The sequence below is a fragment of the Bacillus sp. FAU20 genome (genome assembly GCF_056033865.1).
This window is the reverse complement of record NZ_JBVYHY010000011.1, coordinates 150,430-165,696: the sequence shown is the minus strand read 5'-3', so window position 1 is coordinate 165,696 and position 15,267 is coordinate 150,430. Positions and strand designations below refer to the sequence as shown.

Genomic DNA, 15,267 nt, shown 5'->3' with positions numbered 1-15,267 from the left:
GGAGGGATGACGATGCAAAGTGAGAAACTTTGGACGAAGGATTTCCTCGGAACTTGTTTTAGTAGTCTATTTCTCTTCTTAACGTTTTACATGCTTATGACTACTCTGCCTGTCTATGTAATAGACGGCCTAAAAGGAAAACCTGAGGAAATTGGTTTAGTTGCAACTGTGTTTCTTATTTCTTCTGTTTTATGTAGACCATTCACAGGAAAATGGCTCGATGATTTAGGAAGAAAGAAAATATTATTTATTTCACTTTCATTATTTTTAGCCGCTACTGTTATGTATTTCGGTGCGCAAAGTTTATTCTTATTACTTGCCCTTCGCTTCTTACACGGTATTGGGTTCGGGATGGCAACGACAGCTACTGGTACGATCGTAACTGATGTTGCGCCAGCTCATCGACGAGGCGAAGCACTTGCATATTTCGGCGTATTTATGAGTCTACCGATGGTAATTGGTCCTTTTTTAGGTTTAACAATTATTTCTCATTTTTCGTTTACTGTGTTATTTATCGTTTGTTCCGTATTTTCATTACTTGCATTTTTATTAGGGCTACTTGTCGATATTCCTCACGAAGCACCTGTTAGCAAACAAAAACGTGAAAAAATGAAATGGAAAGACTTAATCGAACCATCTTCTATTCCAATTGCACTTACAGGATTTGTTTTAGCCTTTTCTTATAGTGGTATTTTATCCTTTATTCCTATTTATGCGAAAGAACTCGGTTTAAGTGAAATTGCAAGTTACTTCTTTATTTTATACGCACTTGTTGTTGTCATTTCTCGTCCATTTACAGGAAAGATTTTTGATCGCTTCGGTGAAAATGTACTCGTTTACCCTGCAATCATTATTTTCACAATCGGAATGTTCATATTAAGCCAAGCACAAACTTCATTTTGGTTCCTTGGCGCAGGTATGCTAATCGGTTTAGGTTATGGAACATTAATTCCGAGTTTCCAAACGATTGCGATTTCTGCCGCTCCAAACCATAGACGTGGTTCTGCGACAGCTACGTATTTCTCATTCTTTGATAGTGGTATTGGTTTTGGTTCTTTCATTTTAGGTATTGTCGCAGCGAAATCCAGTTATCATAATATGTATTTTATCGCAGCTATTATCGTTGCGTTCACTTTACTTTTATATTATGGATTACACGGACGAAAACAAAAATTCAAGAAACAACCTACAGACGGAAAAATTTCCGCTTAACGTTAATAAGGAAAGTAAACTTCCCCGTTTACTTTCCTTATTTTGTATTTCTTTCAAGACGAGCGTATACTTATAGTAGAAATAAAAAGGAGGGCCATATATGAAACTAAAAAAATCTCCCCTACTCTTACTTATACTAACATTCATATTTGTAATTACAGGGCTTGGGTTTACTTACTTCAAACAAAATAAAACGACCCCATCAAAACATAATGTGACAAAAGAAAACTGGTTAAATGACCCTTACTTACGTTGGTCGTATACACATATGAAAGAATTCACTTTAGTTAATAACGTAAAAAACAACCCTGACCAAATTGCTCACTTCCCTTCCGCATTGCAAAACTTAGACGATTTTGCTGTGGAGCGTAGATTCGGAAATACAACTCCTCTAAAAAAACTTTTAGACGATAACAAAACAGATGCTTTTGTCGTTGTACATAATGGACAACTTGTTTATGAACGATATTTCAATGAGTACAAACAGAATGAACCTCATGGTATGGCATCATTAGCAAAAGTCTTTACCGGGGCAATTATACAATCTCTCGCTGAAGAAAAACGTATTGACTTAGAAAAAACAGCTGACACTTACATAAAAGAATTAAAAAACACACCGTTCGGTAATGCCACACTTCAGCAATTAATGGACATGCAAGTTTCAGCTGAATACCCTACTCATGGATATGAGCAACCTGGGCTAGAAAATCAAGATGCACAATTATATTTAGCTAGCAATATTTTACCCCGCGGTAAAAATTACGACGGTCCGATGAAAATTTATGATATGTTACGAGAAGCCGAAGAAACTGCACCGCCTGGTTCTTCCTTTTCTTACAATAACGGATCAACAGAAACGCTCGCTTGGATTATTAGAACTATTACTGGTAAATCACTAGCTGAAAATGTAAGTGAACGAATTTGGTCTCAAATTGGTATGGAAGAAAACGCGTATTACGTTACAGATGAAACAAAAGTAGAACAAGCTAGTGCTGGATTAAATGCAACTGCTAGAGATATGGCGAGATTTGGGCAATTACTATTAAACAACGGGGAATATAACGGAAAACAAATTCTCCCTTCTTCTATTACAGAAAGTGTAAAAAATGTACAAGAAGGTGAACTTGAAATTAGTAGTGGCGCTTCTATTTCTTATCATAATCAATGGTGGATTCCCCACAATGAACAAGGCGCTTTCGAAGTGTTAGGTAGTTACGGACAAACACTTTACATCGATCCGAAAGCAAATATGGTAATCGTTCATTTCTCTTCTAACGCAACGCCAAGTAATGAAATACATTCGGTTTATTCAAATATGTATATTGATATTGCACATCATTTAGAAAAGCTTCCACAGTAGTGGAAGCAGGAGTTTAAACCTTGCACAGTTATGACTATTCAATTGAACACTCGATCTGTTGTGCTAAAACGTCAATATAGTAAAAAAGGATCTCTCTTGATATAGAGAGATCCTTTTTTTTTATTTCTTCTTCTTTTCTGTCGGTTGGCTTTGTTTAGCGAAATTAGATGAATCATCGAAATTTGGTTGCTTTTTACCTGCATTATTACTTCTACCTTTTCCCATATGTAATGCACCTCCCCTCATCCTTACTATTCCCAATAAAAAACTCCTCTTGCGTTCAGGAAAAAATTTTTATTGTCGCTTATTAATAATGTCCAACAGTTCTCGTAGTACTTCCAACACTCTCGGTTCTGCCATACCATATTGTATACTTTCAACCATAATGTTAATGGTGATCATCATGCTGAGCTTGATAAAGAACAGCTTGTGGATAAAAAAACCGTACATTCCATACATGTGAAAGAAGTTTTAGTGGTATTTTGACTCATCCAAGCATATAAAGTAACTAAATACTTGCTTGGTACCTATCTGTTTGTTGCACAAAACCAACATCCCTAGTAATCTCTCGTAAGATATTTGGAGATAACAATCTTTAAAATTCTTAAGCAAATAATTGTAATTCATCAGATACAAGAATAGACATAAAAAAACGCTATCCTTTCCTATATATTTATAGAAAGAATAGGTTTTTTCATTTTAATAGTATTACTTGATAGTATTGGCATTCCTATTAAAGCTAATATACAAATAACATCAATAAACTTGTAACTATGCCAACCCAAATGCAAAGAATGAAACAATAACCCATAATGTCTTTAATTTTCAATCCCAGCACACCTAAAAGAGGTAATGCCCAGAACGGCTGAATCAAATTTGTCCATGCGTCCCCCCAACCTACCGCCATAGCGATAGTAGCCGGATCTACACCTAACTTCAATCCTGCCGGGACCTGCAGTGGTCCTTGTAAAGCCCATTGCCCCCCGCCAGATGGCGCCAATAAGTTTACCAACCCGGCTGACCAATATGTAAATATATCAAATGTATCCTTTGACGCAATGGATGCCATCCATTCAATGATTGAGCTTCCCAAACCTGAACTACCTAAAACAGCAATAATCCCTGCATAAAATGGAAACTGTAAGATAATTGGAGAAATGGATTGCGCAGATTCTTTGAATCCTTGTGCAAAGTTACCAAGAGAACCATGTAGGAGCAAACCAAGTGACAAGAAAAACAAATTAATGATATTTAAATCTAAACTATGACCGTTCATGAATTCATAAACACAATACAACGTGCCGATTGCGCCTAATATTATTCCTAAAACTGGTGTCCATTCCAGTTTTTCCGCAGGAGTTAAACTTTTTTGAGGAGGTTTTACAAAAGAATTTGTATCAGTTTCGATTGCTTTATAGCTGATAATCCCACTTTTGGGAGCCATAAGTACAATAATAATTGGCATCGTGATGAATAGAGTGAAAAAAATAATTAAAGTAGAGTAACTAAAGATTGTTTGTGAGGTAGGAATAATTCCAATCATATCTACAAGAAAATGATCCTTTGTGGCAATTGTCAGGCCAATAGAACTGGAGAGACCTGCGCTATATAAGGCTGTCGGAGCATAAGCAGCTGCTACAAGTAATGGAAAATGTGCATTCGCATTCTTTTTTGCTACTTCCTTTGCAATGATAGCTCCCACAACTACGGCTAGACCCCAATTGATATAGTATGCAATTGCACTGATCAAAAATGTCATCGTATAGGCCTTTTGAGGTGTATCGGCTAACTTTGCAACAGACTGCAAGGCTCTATTAATAAACGGGACAGAAGCTAACGTCATCCCTGTAACCATTAGCAATACCATTTGCATTGTAAACGTTAAATAAGTCCAAAACCCATCCCCCCAAGATTTTACGATTTTGTACGGATTTGAGGGATTCATCAACAAAGCTATAATGAAAGTAAATAAAGTGAGCAGCACTGCAATAACAAAGGCATCCGGGACATATTTCTGAGACCATCTCGAAAATATATTTGCACATCGTGTAAGCAACGATTCTTTCTTTTCTGGTTCTGAATTTGTCTCCATTAAGGAATGTTTCATAAATATTCTCCTTTCTAAATTTTAATAAGGTAAATATAAATAACATTCCACAAAAGAAAATAAAATCCTTTTGCACTTGCTGCATATTAATCAACTAGATCAATATTCAAATACCGTTTCTTTCAACCTTTCTGGGCATTACCAGCATTAGCGATAGCTGGTTTAGGTGCTCGTGACATTATGGGATTTTGTGTTGTGAACTTACTATATGCGGGTTTTATCATTTAGTCTATACTTCTTATTTATTTAAACGAAAAGCTAGTTTTATACTAGTTTTTTTACATAATAAATCATTTATTTCCCATGCAATTTATAACTGTATTCCACTCTACGTCCTTAAGATGTAATGCCTCAAACGCAAAAAAATCTTCACACACTTTTTCAATTAGATATGGATTTTCCCTCAAAAAATTCCACTGTAATACTTTAGGAAGAAAATGCATTTCATATTCTTTACTTCCCCGTACTACCTCATCAACTTCTCTTTCACAAATTCCTTTTATCAAGTAGTCATTTCTTAACTCAATTTGAATTTGTTGAAATGTATCGCTGCATTTTTTCAATTGAAGTAAACGCGTAACATACTTCCGAAAAAGTTCGCCATCATACTGAACACAGTTTATAATACGGTCGACTTCATTCATAATGTACGAGCCTTTTCTTCTATTTGTAATAACCATTTTTCACGCTTTGATACTTTACTCGTTTTCACAGATTGAAACACTGACCGTTTTATATCGCGAATGCCACAAAAACGTAAAACACCTCTCTTCATCATAATCCAATCTGCTGATCGATATAACAATGCGACGTACCATAGAGGCGAGTCTAACGTATTAATAACCCACGCTTTTTTCCCTTGCAATAATCCTTTCGGCAGAACCCCTTCATATTTATAAGCAAATCCAGCTACGAAAATACGATCGATAAATCCTTTTAAAATTGCTGGCATCCCCCACCACCATATTGGATAGATGAATAAAAGTGTATCTGCTTCTTCTACTAACGTTCTGTACCGAGCTGTTTCTTCTTCATTTACTAAATCACGTCTTTTCTTCTCTTCATGAAATACGAGGACTGGATCAAATTGTTCTTTGTATAAATCAAGTACGGTAACTGAATGATTTGTTTCCTGTAGTCCTTTTTGCACATGATTTAAAATCGCCGCGTTAAAACTTGAAGGATTAGGATGAGCGTATACAATTAGTACATTCACTACATAACAACTCCCTCTATAAGTTAAAGTTTCCCCTTCTTTAACAACTTCTCTACAATTTGCACGTTTTTCGAACTTTGTAATAAACGGTTTAATACAGTAAGTAACTCTTCCTTTTCTAAATCTTTCAGTTTCTCTTTAACTGCACTCTCACCAGTGCCTTGAATATCATAAACAACTGCCGCCATACGTTTACAATAATTTTCATAGGGACACTCACAGTTACTTTCTGAAAAATCTTTGAGGTCGATAACGACTTCATAATTTCCTGCATTACCATTCACAAAAGCAAATACTTTATTAGCATGTACTTCAACATCTTCTACATGTCCATCTTCATAATATTCATATCCTCTATCAATAATATATTTCGGAATATGCCTATATAGTTCTTTTATTAAATAAGCATACATAACAACACCTCTTCCTTTAATTCCCTTTTGACTTCTAGAGCCCCTGCATGTTATTCTAATAACTGTCAAATAGCAAGTCTATATGACAAAATGACTGACACCTATTCGGCGAAGGTGTCTCTTTTCATTTGCAGCCGATATGAATTGCCTCTTTCAGGCACATTCAATTTTTGACACTACACACTCAACACCATTCCCTGTATCAGGCTGCTTTAGCAGTCTTTTACTCTACATACTCCGTTATTTTAAGAAAAAAAAGAGAGCTTAGCTCCCTTTTCTCGCCTTATACAATACCCCTTTTTCAGCATAGAGATATTCATCAGCTAATGTAATTTTCCCATCCAGTTTTAGTTCGTCTAATAATCTTGATAAATAAAATTGATGCAACATCTTTTTCGTGAATTTTCCTTCATGATGCGAAACGATATGTTCTTGAATATCTAACAATGATATCGGCTTATCTTGCTCTATCATATATTCATAAACTGTACTACGCAGTTTTACGTATTTTTCGAGTGTCACAGTAATGCGCAACCCCTTTCTTCTTAATATAAATTTTCGTAATCGGTTTTTTTGCAATAAAAAAACCTCTCCGATAAGAAGAAGTTACGTATATATCTTCGTCTTATCTCCCAGAACAAATATGTTCTGCTGGAATTAGCACCTGCATCGCGGTTGCTGGGTTTCATCGGGCCAGTCCCTCCACCTCTCTGGATAAGAAAATATTCACTTAATTCTTACTATACGTAATTCCACTTTAATTGTCAAACAAATATAATAAATATAACAAATTATATTTTCTTCCTTACTGTTCATACTACCCATATACGAACATGCAAGGAGGATTATGAAATGCATCAAAATGCTCGCGGATATGTACAAGATTCTTTTCAATCATTACAAGAAGCTAAAAATTGTTTAGAAGAAGCGCTCGAAACAGTTGAAAAAGATTTTAATCGCGCTCGTATTGAACAATCACTTTATGCTGTTGAACAAGCTATTCAACGTTGCGAGTACACCGTTCACATTTTAGAAAAAGATTAAAAACTTCCCATCAATTGATGGGAAGTTTTTTCAAATGGCATACTTCATAATTATTGCCGTTATGATTAAAAAATATACAGAATTAGCAATTTCTAAAATTCCTACTTTTATAATAGAAATTTTTTTGCCATACAACACAATTGCTCGAATGACACTTGGTATAAAAATAAGAGAACACCACGGATTAATCGCAAATACAATTATCGTTAATAAGATATGATATCCCCAAGATATAAGACGATACTTCGGGTTATTTTTTTCACGAATCATCGTTTTCACATAGAACGTACTACCTAAAAAGTATAAAAATGAAATAAGTGCAATGAATAAAGCTGTATGATCGATTTGCTTCATTGAAAAGTAATAACTAATTAACCCACCGATACAAAACACAATGATTGCACAAATATCATTTAATAGTGCTCTTTCATTTTTTTGACGGGCGTAATACATATTCACTATAAATAATGGAATCATTACTATTACGAATAAAAGAATTCGCCACTCATATAATAAAGAAATCATCCCAAATAGGAACGCAATAATGAAATAAACAATGGCAGCTTGTAAAAACTCTTTTTTTCGTCTTTGCTTTATGTACGTAAGAAATGGATACGTGGCTAAATAGATAAAAAACCACGCTAAAAACAATGGAATATGATAAATAGTAGGTTTCCCAAGTATGACACTTAATAAAAAAGGAATAACAAGCATGGCCCATGCACCATGTTGCTTCGGAATAACTAACTTCATTAACTATACACCTCACTTTTGAAAAAAGTTCTCACCTACCATTATACAAATAATTTTATATAATAACGGATGCATATTAAATCAATTTTTTGACAAAAAAATGCTCCTTACAATATGTAAGAAGCATGAAAGAGGCAAACGAATATGTAAGTCGCGACCCTACCTTATATGAGTATGCTTTTCTATGTCACGTTATGCTCATCTAATATACCGTATTTCTTTTTAAATCTTGTAAGAATCGTAATCCAAGATGTACTAAATAGTAGTAAGAAAATAACATTCGAAATCGCATGGCTCAAATCAAAGTAAAAACTTGCGATATAATACGAAATGACAGTTTCCCACGTTGCTTCTCGTATAAAACCGAGAAGGCCCCAGAAATTCATAATCCAGCCAAATAAAAAGCCAACAATTACTCCGTAAAGAAGTCTTCCCCATAGCTTTTTCATAAAAAATGTATTACGAAGTAGACCTGCTATAAAACCAATCATACCCCACGAAAACATTTGCCACGGTGTCCATGGACCTTGTCCTAAAAAAATATTGGATACGATTGCTGCTGTAGCACCAATCATAAAACCAGTTTCACTTCCAAATACAATTGCAGAAACGATAATGACAAAAGAAGTTGGTTGTACACTTGGTAAAATAGAAAATGGCACCCGGCTTACTGCTGCAATTGCCGCTAATACAGCAACGAGAACAATTTCACGTGAAACAAACACCTTTCTTTCAAAACGGATATAGAAAGGTAACATAATAACCGCTAATATAAACAAACTACTTAACATGTAATAACCGTCCATGACAAGTGTCGTAAAGAGTAATGTGCCGATAATTACTGCAAAGATACATATTATGAATGCAACATATCGTTTGGACAAGCTTCGTACACATCCTCCCACGTTAATGCATATGGCAATTCTTTTCGAATGAATCGGTTAATAGATGTTGTATAAAAGAAGTTGCCGCTAAAAAATTCTTTCGGTGCATCATTCATAATGACTGTTCCATCAAATAACATCATACATTGATCCACATATTTCGCTGCAAACTCAATATCATGCGTTGCCATTACAATTGTTGTACCTTCTTTTTGCAGCTTCCTAAATAGTTCTCCTACTCTTTCTTTCTTCCATGGATCCAATCCCTTTGTCGGTTCATCAAGTAATAATAACGTTGGCTTTGATAATAACGTCGTACATAACGCAAGTAATTGTTGCTCCCCTCCGCTACAATCATGCGGATGGCGTTCTTTAAGCGAGTACAACCAAAACTGTTTTAGCGTATCTTCTGCTATTTCTTTTCCTTGTTCTCCATATAATTCACGCGCACGTTCATAAACCTCGTCCCATACTGTATCAAATGTAAAATGGTAATACGGATGCTGCGATACATACCCAATACTTTTAAACCGTTCTTTCGAATCGATTTTATGTATCACTTTTCCGTTCCACTTTACTTTTCCTCTTCTCGCTTTTTGTAATCCTGCTAAAATCGTTAACAGTGTAGACTTACCTGTACCGTTCTTCCCAACGAGCGCTACCCATTTTCCTTTTTCAATTGAAACTGATAAATCACGTAAAATAAGCGGACTATTTTTTTCATATTGGAACGAAATATGCTCTGCGCTTAAAATTACCTCTTGCTTTTCACTTTGTGCTATTAGGTCATTTACATATGATATCGCTGCAAAATCATTCATTTTCATTTGCGCCTCTCGCACTGTAAACGGAATATCTCTCACATTCCACTCTAAAAATAGCCTTGGAATTTGCGGAATAAATGGACGGAATGTTTCTACTCCCCACATATCCGTAATAACAATTTTAGGACTACCATCATACATAATACGGCCATTATCCATACAAACAACGCGTGTTGCAAGCGGGATAACTTCATCTAAACGATGTTCACTTAAAATAATCGTAATTCCAAGTTCTTCATTAATCCGTTTTAATAATCCTAAAAACTCTTTTGCAGCGATTGGATCTAACTGCGCTGTCGGTTCATCTAATAATAGCAATTTCGGCTGCATAACTAATACCGCAGCTAAATTGACAAGCTGCTTCTGCCCACCAGATAACGTATGAACAGATTGATGCAATAAATCTTGAAATCCTAAAAAGCTAATAAGCTCTGCTATTCTTTTTTGAATAATATGTGATGGTAATCCGATATTTTCTAAAGAAAATGCTAATTCTTGAATCACTGTATCCATAACGATCTGGTTTTCTGGGTTTTGAAATACCATCCCAATTTCTTGGGCAGATAACAAATCAGCTACTTCCTCTATTAAAACACCCTCATAAAATATCTCTCCAGAACGCGTACCAATTGGAAGTAACTCCTTTTTAAAATGTTTTAATAACGTCGTCTTCCCAGATCCCGATCCTCCAGCAAGTGCAATAAACTCACTTTTTTGAACAGAAAGAGAAATATGCTGTAACGCTTTTTCATTTTCATCAGCATATACAAATGATAAATTGTTTATTTCTGCATGCGCCACCATATCCATTCTCTCCCTTCCATTATGATTGGTAAACTAATAAACATCGAAAATACGACAAACATCATCCCGTCGTATTGCTGAAATAGAATCGATTCGACTTTCGGATAAATAATCAATTTCCCTCCGCCGTAATTACTACATACAATAGCAGCTATAAATAAAATGATTAAATAACTGAGCGTATACCAGTCACGCCTTTCCATTCTATAGCGAATATACGTCGTACGCTTCGTTACACCAAATCCACGAGCTTGCATAGAATCTGCCGTTTGCAGTGCATCTTCTAATGAACAAATTAATAATACTTGCAGCAATTGCATACCATTTTTGACGCGTTCAATTATCGAACCTGAATCTACCTGCACACCTTTCGTCTTTTGAACGAGTGTGATTTTCTTTAATCGCCTTATAAACAAAGGAACAAATCTCACTGTAATCATCGTTAACAATGCAACTTTCGGTGAAATTCTTGAAAACAAATATAAAAATTTATGACTGGAAATAATATCATTGTATGACGCAAACGTAAACATAACTGCAACTAGTAATAACCCCATTACTATTCCAAACATAATCGCCTCAAGCTTAATACGGCTATCACCTAACCAAAATAACGTAGTTCGACCTCTATGCGTTAATAACGAATTAAATAAAATTACCACAAAGAAGAAAACAATTGTGCTCGGTAGCATCTTTCTTATCTTTTCGCTATTTCCTTGCATCACATTTAACATAATAATTAATACTATTGCTCCAATTAAAAAAAGAGGATGAAGACACATCATACATAGTATCATCACCCCGATATAATAGAAAAAATTCACAAAAGGATGTAAAGAAGAAAAACTTATTTTCATAGCCCTTTACCGAATGCCTTTCTTATTGTAATACGTATACCCACTCAATTGTATCTCCTGGTTTTACCGTAGCTACACCAGCACTATGGTTTGGAAAAGCACCGTTCACACGATATTTCCATCCACTAGTATCCGCAATATCTTTTTCATATAAATCATTAATACCTTTTACATAAATACTATCTCTAGATCCGCTTGCATCAACATCTAATCCTGTACGTTGCAATACTTTATACACTGTATCGCCTTCTTGTACATCCATCTTTTTCGCACCCATTATATATCCGTTATTTCCTTTTACCGAGATTGTTACTTGTTTTGCTTGCGGTTTCGGTACTGGATCTGGTTTTGGTGGTTCAGGTTTTGGTACTGCCGGAGTCGGTATCGTTTTCTCCGCTTTATTCGGATCAACTTTTTGCTCCTGCTTCGGTGTTTCTTTCGTCTGATTCACAACCTTTGCTTCTTCTTTTACTTCTGGTGCTTTCGGTTGTTGTTTCTCTTCTTGTGCTGGTTGCTGCTCTGGTTGCTTATTTACAGCCGGCTGTTCTTTCGGTTGTTCCTGTTGTTTCTCTTCTTTCTTTACCTCTGGTTGTGCCTGCGGCTTTTCCTCTTTCGGCTTCTCTTCTACTTTTTGTTCTTGTTTCTCTTTCTGCTCTTCTTGCTGCTTTTGCTCTGATTCAGCTTGCTTTTCTTCTGTTTTTTCTTCCGGCTTCGCTTCATCTTTTTGTTCTTCTTGTTTCGCTACCTCTTCTTGCTTCGGTTCTACCTTCTTCTCAGGCTTTACAGCTGCCTCTTCACATCCGGCAAGTAGCCCGAGCGAAAGCAGTAAAGAAATGAACCATTTCACCTTACTCATCCTATCTCTCACCTTTCATACGAAAATTAGGAGCAAATAATTGCTCCTAATTTTTTGTTAAGCTGCTTTACGTCTCCATAATACATATGCAGAAGCAATACATAATACACCCATACCTACTTCTGTTGCTGCACTATGAGAAGATGCTCCTGTTTTTGGTAGACTGTTACCGTTTCCGATTTTTTTATTCTTAACCGGTTCGTTATCTACAACTACTTTTAGATTTTCATCTTTTGTTTCTTGTTGTACTTGTTTTTGTTCTTTCGGTTCTTCAATAACTTCTTTTTCTACTACATTATTTTCTGGTTCAACGACCTTTTCTGGCTCTTCAATCGGTTTTGGCTTAATTACATTACCATCGTCTACATTAGACCAATCATAAATAGATTTTCCCATTTCCTTAAATTGAAGTAATGCTAAAAGAGCCTGTTCTGTAGCCATTCCGTTACCATTTTGATCACTTGGTAACCATTTAAATTCACCATTTGAAAGTTGATATGATAATAGGTTTTGCATTGCCTTATGAAAACGATTTTGATCTACATCTTTAACAAGCGATAATCCAATAATTGCTTGCGCAGTACTATTTGAATTTTCTTGTCCATCAGCTGAAAAACCGCCATTTTGCAGCTGTTCGTTATATAAATACGCAACAGCTTTTTGTATAGCTGGTTTCACATCTGATCGCTCTTGATAAGGAGCTAATGCTGATAAAACCATACCTGTTACATCAACACTACTAGCACTATCTTTACTACCTGAACTATTATAAGTCCATCCACCGTCTGTATGCTGATTATTTAACAGTGCTTCCACTAGAGCAACTCTGTTCCATTTTGATTCAACTGGAATCTCATACTTCTTCGTATCAAATGCAAGTAAAGCAAATGCATAACCTGTAACAGAATTCACTTTATCTGACTCATACAATTTTTGAACTAAATTATGTCCACCTACATTTTTAGGGTCTGCACTCATTGCATTCATCATAATAATTGTTCTAGCTAAATCTGTCGCTGAAAAACGATTAATGCGCTTTTCTACTTTTTCAGTTACTGACTTAACATAATTTAATTTTGCCTCAATTGGCACATTCTTTCCAGAACGAGAAAGCGCTACAGCTACCCAGTCACTTTCAATTCCATCTTGTAACATCTTATCTGATGTTTTAGAAATGGCTTCGTTTAATTGTGCACTTGGATCTTGAATGTTCTCTTGCTTTGGTTGTTCTGTTTTTTTCCCATCTGGCGTTTTACCGTCTTGATCACCTTGGTTTTTCTCATCTGGCGTTTTACCGTCTTGGTCACCTTGGTTTTTTCCATCTGGTTTTTCACCGTCTTGGTCACCTTGATTTTTCCCATCTGGCATTTTACCGTCTTGGTCGCCTTGGTTTTTCCCATCTGGCGTTTTATCATCTTGACCTTCTGATTTTGGTTCTTCTGTTTTGCCACCGTTAGGTTCTTCTGTTTTACAAGTCCCGAACTTATCTAACGTTTCTTTCAATGTTTCCTGGCTCATATTGCTCCAGTCTGAAACAAAACGGAATACAACAACATCACCAGACTCTAATTTATAACTATCTGCTCCGACTTCTGCAGACTTATCATTTACATCATACAGCCAAGCACTTGTAGCTCCGGCCATTAAACCATCGATTCCTTTTACATATGTTCCAAACGACATCGTTTCAGATTCTACTTTGTCCCCCATGACCTTTTGCAGCAAACTTAAAGCTGTTTCCCCATCTTTAATTTGCTCTTCTTTCGGACATAACATAATGCCTTTTTGTGATTCCCCAATAATTGCAAGTTTTGCTGTATTTTCTTCAGCAAACGTAATATGTACTGTATTCGCAAAAGAAACAAATACAAGTGTCACTGCCATTAACGACGTAAGCAGCCACTTTTTCAACATTGCCATCCCAAAATTTCCTCCCTTACTACCATTTACACAAAAAAAGGCCCTTCAAGGGCGTGCGATTGACACTCTCTTTTTGTAAGTGTCGAACAAAAATGTACAACACCTCCTACCCGCATTATTCGCGGCTATATTTGTATAGGAAAAATAATTTTGTTTATGAACGTATCATTGTGATAACATTCACTTTTCTCGGCACAACTTACTTCCATTTAAGTTATCGTAAAACGATAAACCTATACATTCTGTAAATTTTAAATTTCTGTATTATTTTACTATTGACAAAGAATTTTGTCCATGCTTTATCGGATTTATTTTCTAAGAATAATAACTTATTAACTCTTAACTATGTAAACTCTTTTCACTAATAATGACGCCATCTTCATCCGCATAAACATATTCATTTGGATTCCAATCCACTTGTCCAAAATGCAATGAAATATTTCGTTCTCCTTTTCCTTCTTTCACACTTCTATTTGGCATTGTCCCTAACGCTAAAATACCAATATTAATATTCTTTAGTTCACTAGAATCACGAACATACCCATTCACAATAATTCCTGCTAGCTTTCTTTCTTCAGCAATAGCTGCCAAATTATCACCAAGTAACGCACAATTAGTAGACGCTCCGCCATCAACAACTAATACTGTTCCTTCTGGTAATGTTTGCAATCCTTCCTTCACTAGTACATTATCATCTTTCACTTTTACAGTTGCAATTTTTCCGTGGAATTGTTCTTTCTTCCCAAAAGACCGAAAAGACTGGCGACATATTTGTAATTCCTTTTCAAATTCATCACATAGATCTGTAGTTTTCCACATCTTGTTCCCTCTTTTCCTTTTTCTTTCTACATAACATATTCTGGGCTTATTTTCGTTTCCCTGTCTAATATTGCAATAATTTGTATGTACGGGAAAGGATACAAAAACTATTGCCTTAAGAAGCTACCTTTATTATAATCTATTTCACGGATTAAATTCAGAATATTAAAAATTAACTAAGTGAAGAAGGAGGGATTT

At 35.5% G+C, this 15,267-nt stretch carries 15 protein-coding genes, 2 pseudogenes and 1 riboswitch; of the genes and pseudogenes, 4 read left to right on the top strand and 13 right to left on the bottom strand.

Annotated features, from left to right (window positions below; translation table 11 throughout):
• The first annotated feature begins 12 nt into the window (after positions 1 to 12).
• Positions 13 to 1,212 (top strand): MFS transporter, encoded by a 1,200-nt coding sequence (locus AC0OM3_RS09260; protein ID WP_001190318.1) that lies wholly within the window; start codon positions 13 to 15, stop codon positions 1,210 to 1,212.
• Between the two features lie 100 nt (positions 1,213 to 1,312).
• Complete coding sequence (locus AC0OM3_RS09255) at positions 1,313 to 2,572, top strand: serine hydrolase domain-containing protein (protein ID WP_000768745.1); 1,260 nt, start codon at positions 1,313 to 1,315, stop codon at positions 2,570 to 2,572.
• Between the two features lie 443 nt (positions 2,573 to 3,015).
• Here AC0OM3_RS09255 and AC0OM3_RS09250 read toward each other — a convergent pair.
• Positions 3,016 to 3,164, bottom strand: a pseudogene (locus tag AC0OM3_RS09250) (IS4 family transposase); the annotation flags it as partial.
• A 147-nt stretch (positions 3,165 to 3,311) separates the two neighbouring features.
• Positions 3,312 to 4,679, bottom strand: a complete 1,368-nt coding sequence (locus tag AC0OM3_RS09245) for a short-chain fatty acid transporter (RefSeq protein WP_000682890.1) — start codon at positions 4,677 to 4,679, stop codon at positions 3,312 to 3,314.
• A gap of 123 nt (positions 4,680 to 4,802) precedes the next feature.
• On the opposite strand from AC0OM3_RS09245, the pseudogene AC0OM3_RS09240 reads away from it, so the two are divergent.
• Positions 4,803 to 4,929: pseudogene (locus AC0OM3_RS09240) on the top strand (TIGR00366 family protein); the annotation flags it as partial.
• Positions 4,930 to 4,969: 40 nt separating this feature from the next.
• On the opposite strand, the gene AC0OM3_RS09235 reads toward AC0OM3_RS09240, so the two are convergent.
• The 4 genes from AC0OM3_RS09235 to AC0OM3_RS09220 form a co-directional block, all read right to left on the bottom strand.
• Positions 4,970 to 5,323, bottom strand: a complete 354-nt coding sequence (locus AC0OM3_RS09235; RefSeq protein ID WP_001006484.1) for a hypothetical protein — start codon at positions 5,321 to 5,323, stop codon at positions 4,970 to 4,972.
• Complete coding sequence (locus tag AC0OM3_RS09230) at positions 5,320 to 5,895, bottom strand: NAD(P)H-dependent oxidoreductase (RefSeq protein WP_001101654.1); 576 nt, start codon at positions 5,893 to 5,895, stop codon at positions 5,320 to 5,322. The genes AC0OM3_RS09235 and AC0OM3_RS09230 overlap by 4 nt, the downstream gene beginning before the upstream one ends.
• A gap of 23 nt (positions 5,896 to 5,918) precedes the next feature.
• Positions 5,919 to 6,308, bottom strand: a complete 390-nt coding sequence (locus tag AC0OM3_RS09225; RefSeq protein WP_474211521.1) for an SWIM zinc finger family protein — start codon at positions 6,306 to 6,308, stop codon at positions 5,919 to 5,921.
• Positions 6,309 to 6,572: 264 nt separating this feature from the next.
• Positions 6,573 to 6,830 carry a hypothetical protein gene (locus AC0OM3_RS09220; RefSeq protein ID WP_000171476.1) on the bottom strand — a complete coding sequence of 86 codons (258 nt, stop codon included), beginning with the start codon at positions 6,828 to 6,830 and terminating at the stop codon, positions 6,573 to 6,575.
• A 100-nt stretch (positions 6,831 to 6,930) separates the two neighbouring features.
• A riboswitch (SAM riboswitch) is annotated at positions 6,931 to 7,029 on the bottom strand.
• Positions 7,030 to 7,160: 131 nt separating this feature from the next.
• Here AC0OM3_RS09220 and AC0OM3_RS09215 point away from each other — a divergent pair.
• Positions 7,161 to 7,352, top strand: coding sequence for a hypothetical protein (locus AC0OM3_RS09215; protein ID WP_000554032.1), 192 nt, complete (start codon positions 7,161 to 7,163; stop codon positions 7,350 to 7,352).
• A 30-nt stretch (positions 7,353 to 7,382) separates the two neighbouring features.
• Here AC0OM3_RS09215 and AC0OM3_RS09210 read toward each other — a convergent pair whose 3' ends face one another.
• From AC0OM3_RS09210 to rraA, 7 genes are all read right to left on the bottom strand, one after another.
• A complete protein-coding gene (locus tag AC0OM3_RS09210) occupies positions 7,383 to 8,105 on the bottom strand; it encodes a YwiC-like family protein (protein ID WP_000779974.1) in 723 nt (240 codons plus the stop codon).
• A 182-nt stretch (positions 8,106 to 8,287) separates the two neighbouring features.
• Positions 8,288 to 8,989, bottom strand: a complete 702-nt coding sequence (locus AC0OM3_RS09205) for an ECF transporter S component (RefSeq protein WP_000044903.1) — start codon at positions 8,987 to 8,989, stop codon at positions 8,288 to 8,290.
• The gene (locus AC0OM3_RS09200) at positions 8,962 to 10,623 is read right to left on the bottom strand and encodes an ABC transporter ATP-binding protein (RefSeq protein WP_033672705.1); all 1,662 of its coding nucleotides are present in this window, start codon (positions 10,621 to 10,623) and stop codon (positions 8,962 to 8,964) included. Before AC0OM3_RS09200 ends, AC0OM3_RS09205 begins: the two co-directional genes overlap by 28 nt.
• Positions 10,596 to 11,474, bottom strand: a complete 879-nt coding sequence (locus AC0OM3_RS09195) for an energy-coupling factor transporter transmembrane component T (RefSeq protein ID WP_002164100.1) — start codon at positions 11,472 to 11,474, stop codon at positions 10,596 to 10,598. Before AC0OM3_RS09195 ends, AC0OM3_RS09200 begins: the two co-directional genes overlap by 28 nt.
• A gap of 22 nt (positions 11,475 to 11,496) precedes the next feature.
• Positions 11,497 to 12,330 (bottom strand): DUF4430 domain-containing protein, encoded by an 834-nt coding sequence (locus tag AC0OM3_RS09190; protein ID WP_474211517.1) that lies wholly within the window; start codon positions 12,328 to 12,330, stop codon positions 11,497 to 11,499.
• 57 nt (positions 12,331 to 12,387) lie between these two features.
• Complete coding sequence (locus AC0OM3_RS09185; RefSeq protein WP_001241050.1) at positions 12,388 to 14,250, bottom strand: DUF4430 domain-containing protein; 1,863 nt, start codon at positions 14,248 to 14,250, stop codon at positions 12,388 to 12,390.
• 339 nt (positions 14,251 to 14,589) lie between these two features.
• Positions 14,590 to 15,069 (bottom strand): ribonuclease E activity regulator RraA, encoded by a 480-nt coding sequence (gene rraA, locus AC0OM3_RS09180; RefSeq protein ID WP_000266038.1) that lies wholly within the window; start codon positions 15,067 to 15,069, stop codon positions 14,590 to 14,592.
• Positions 15,070 to 15,267: the final 198 nt, after the last annotated feature.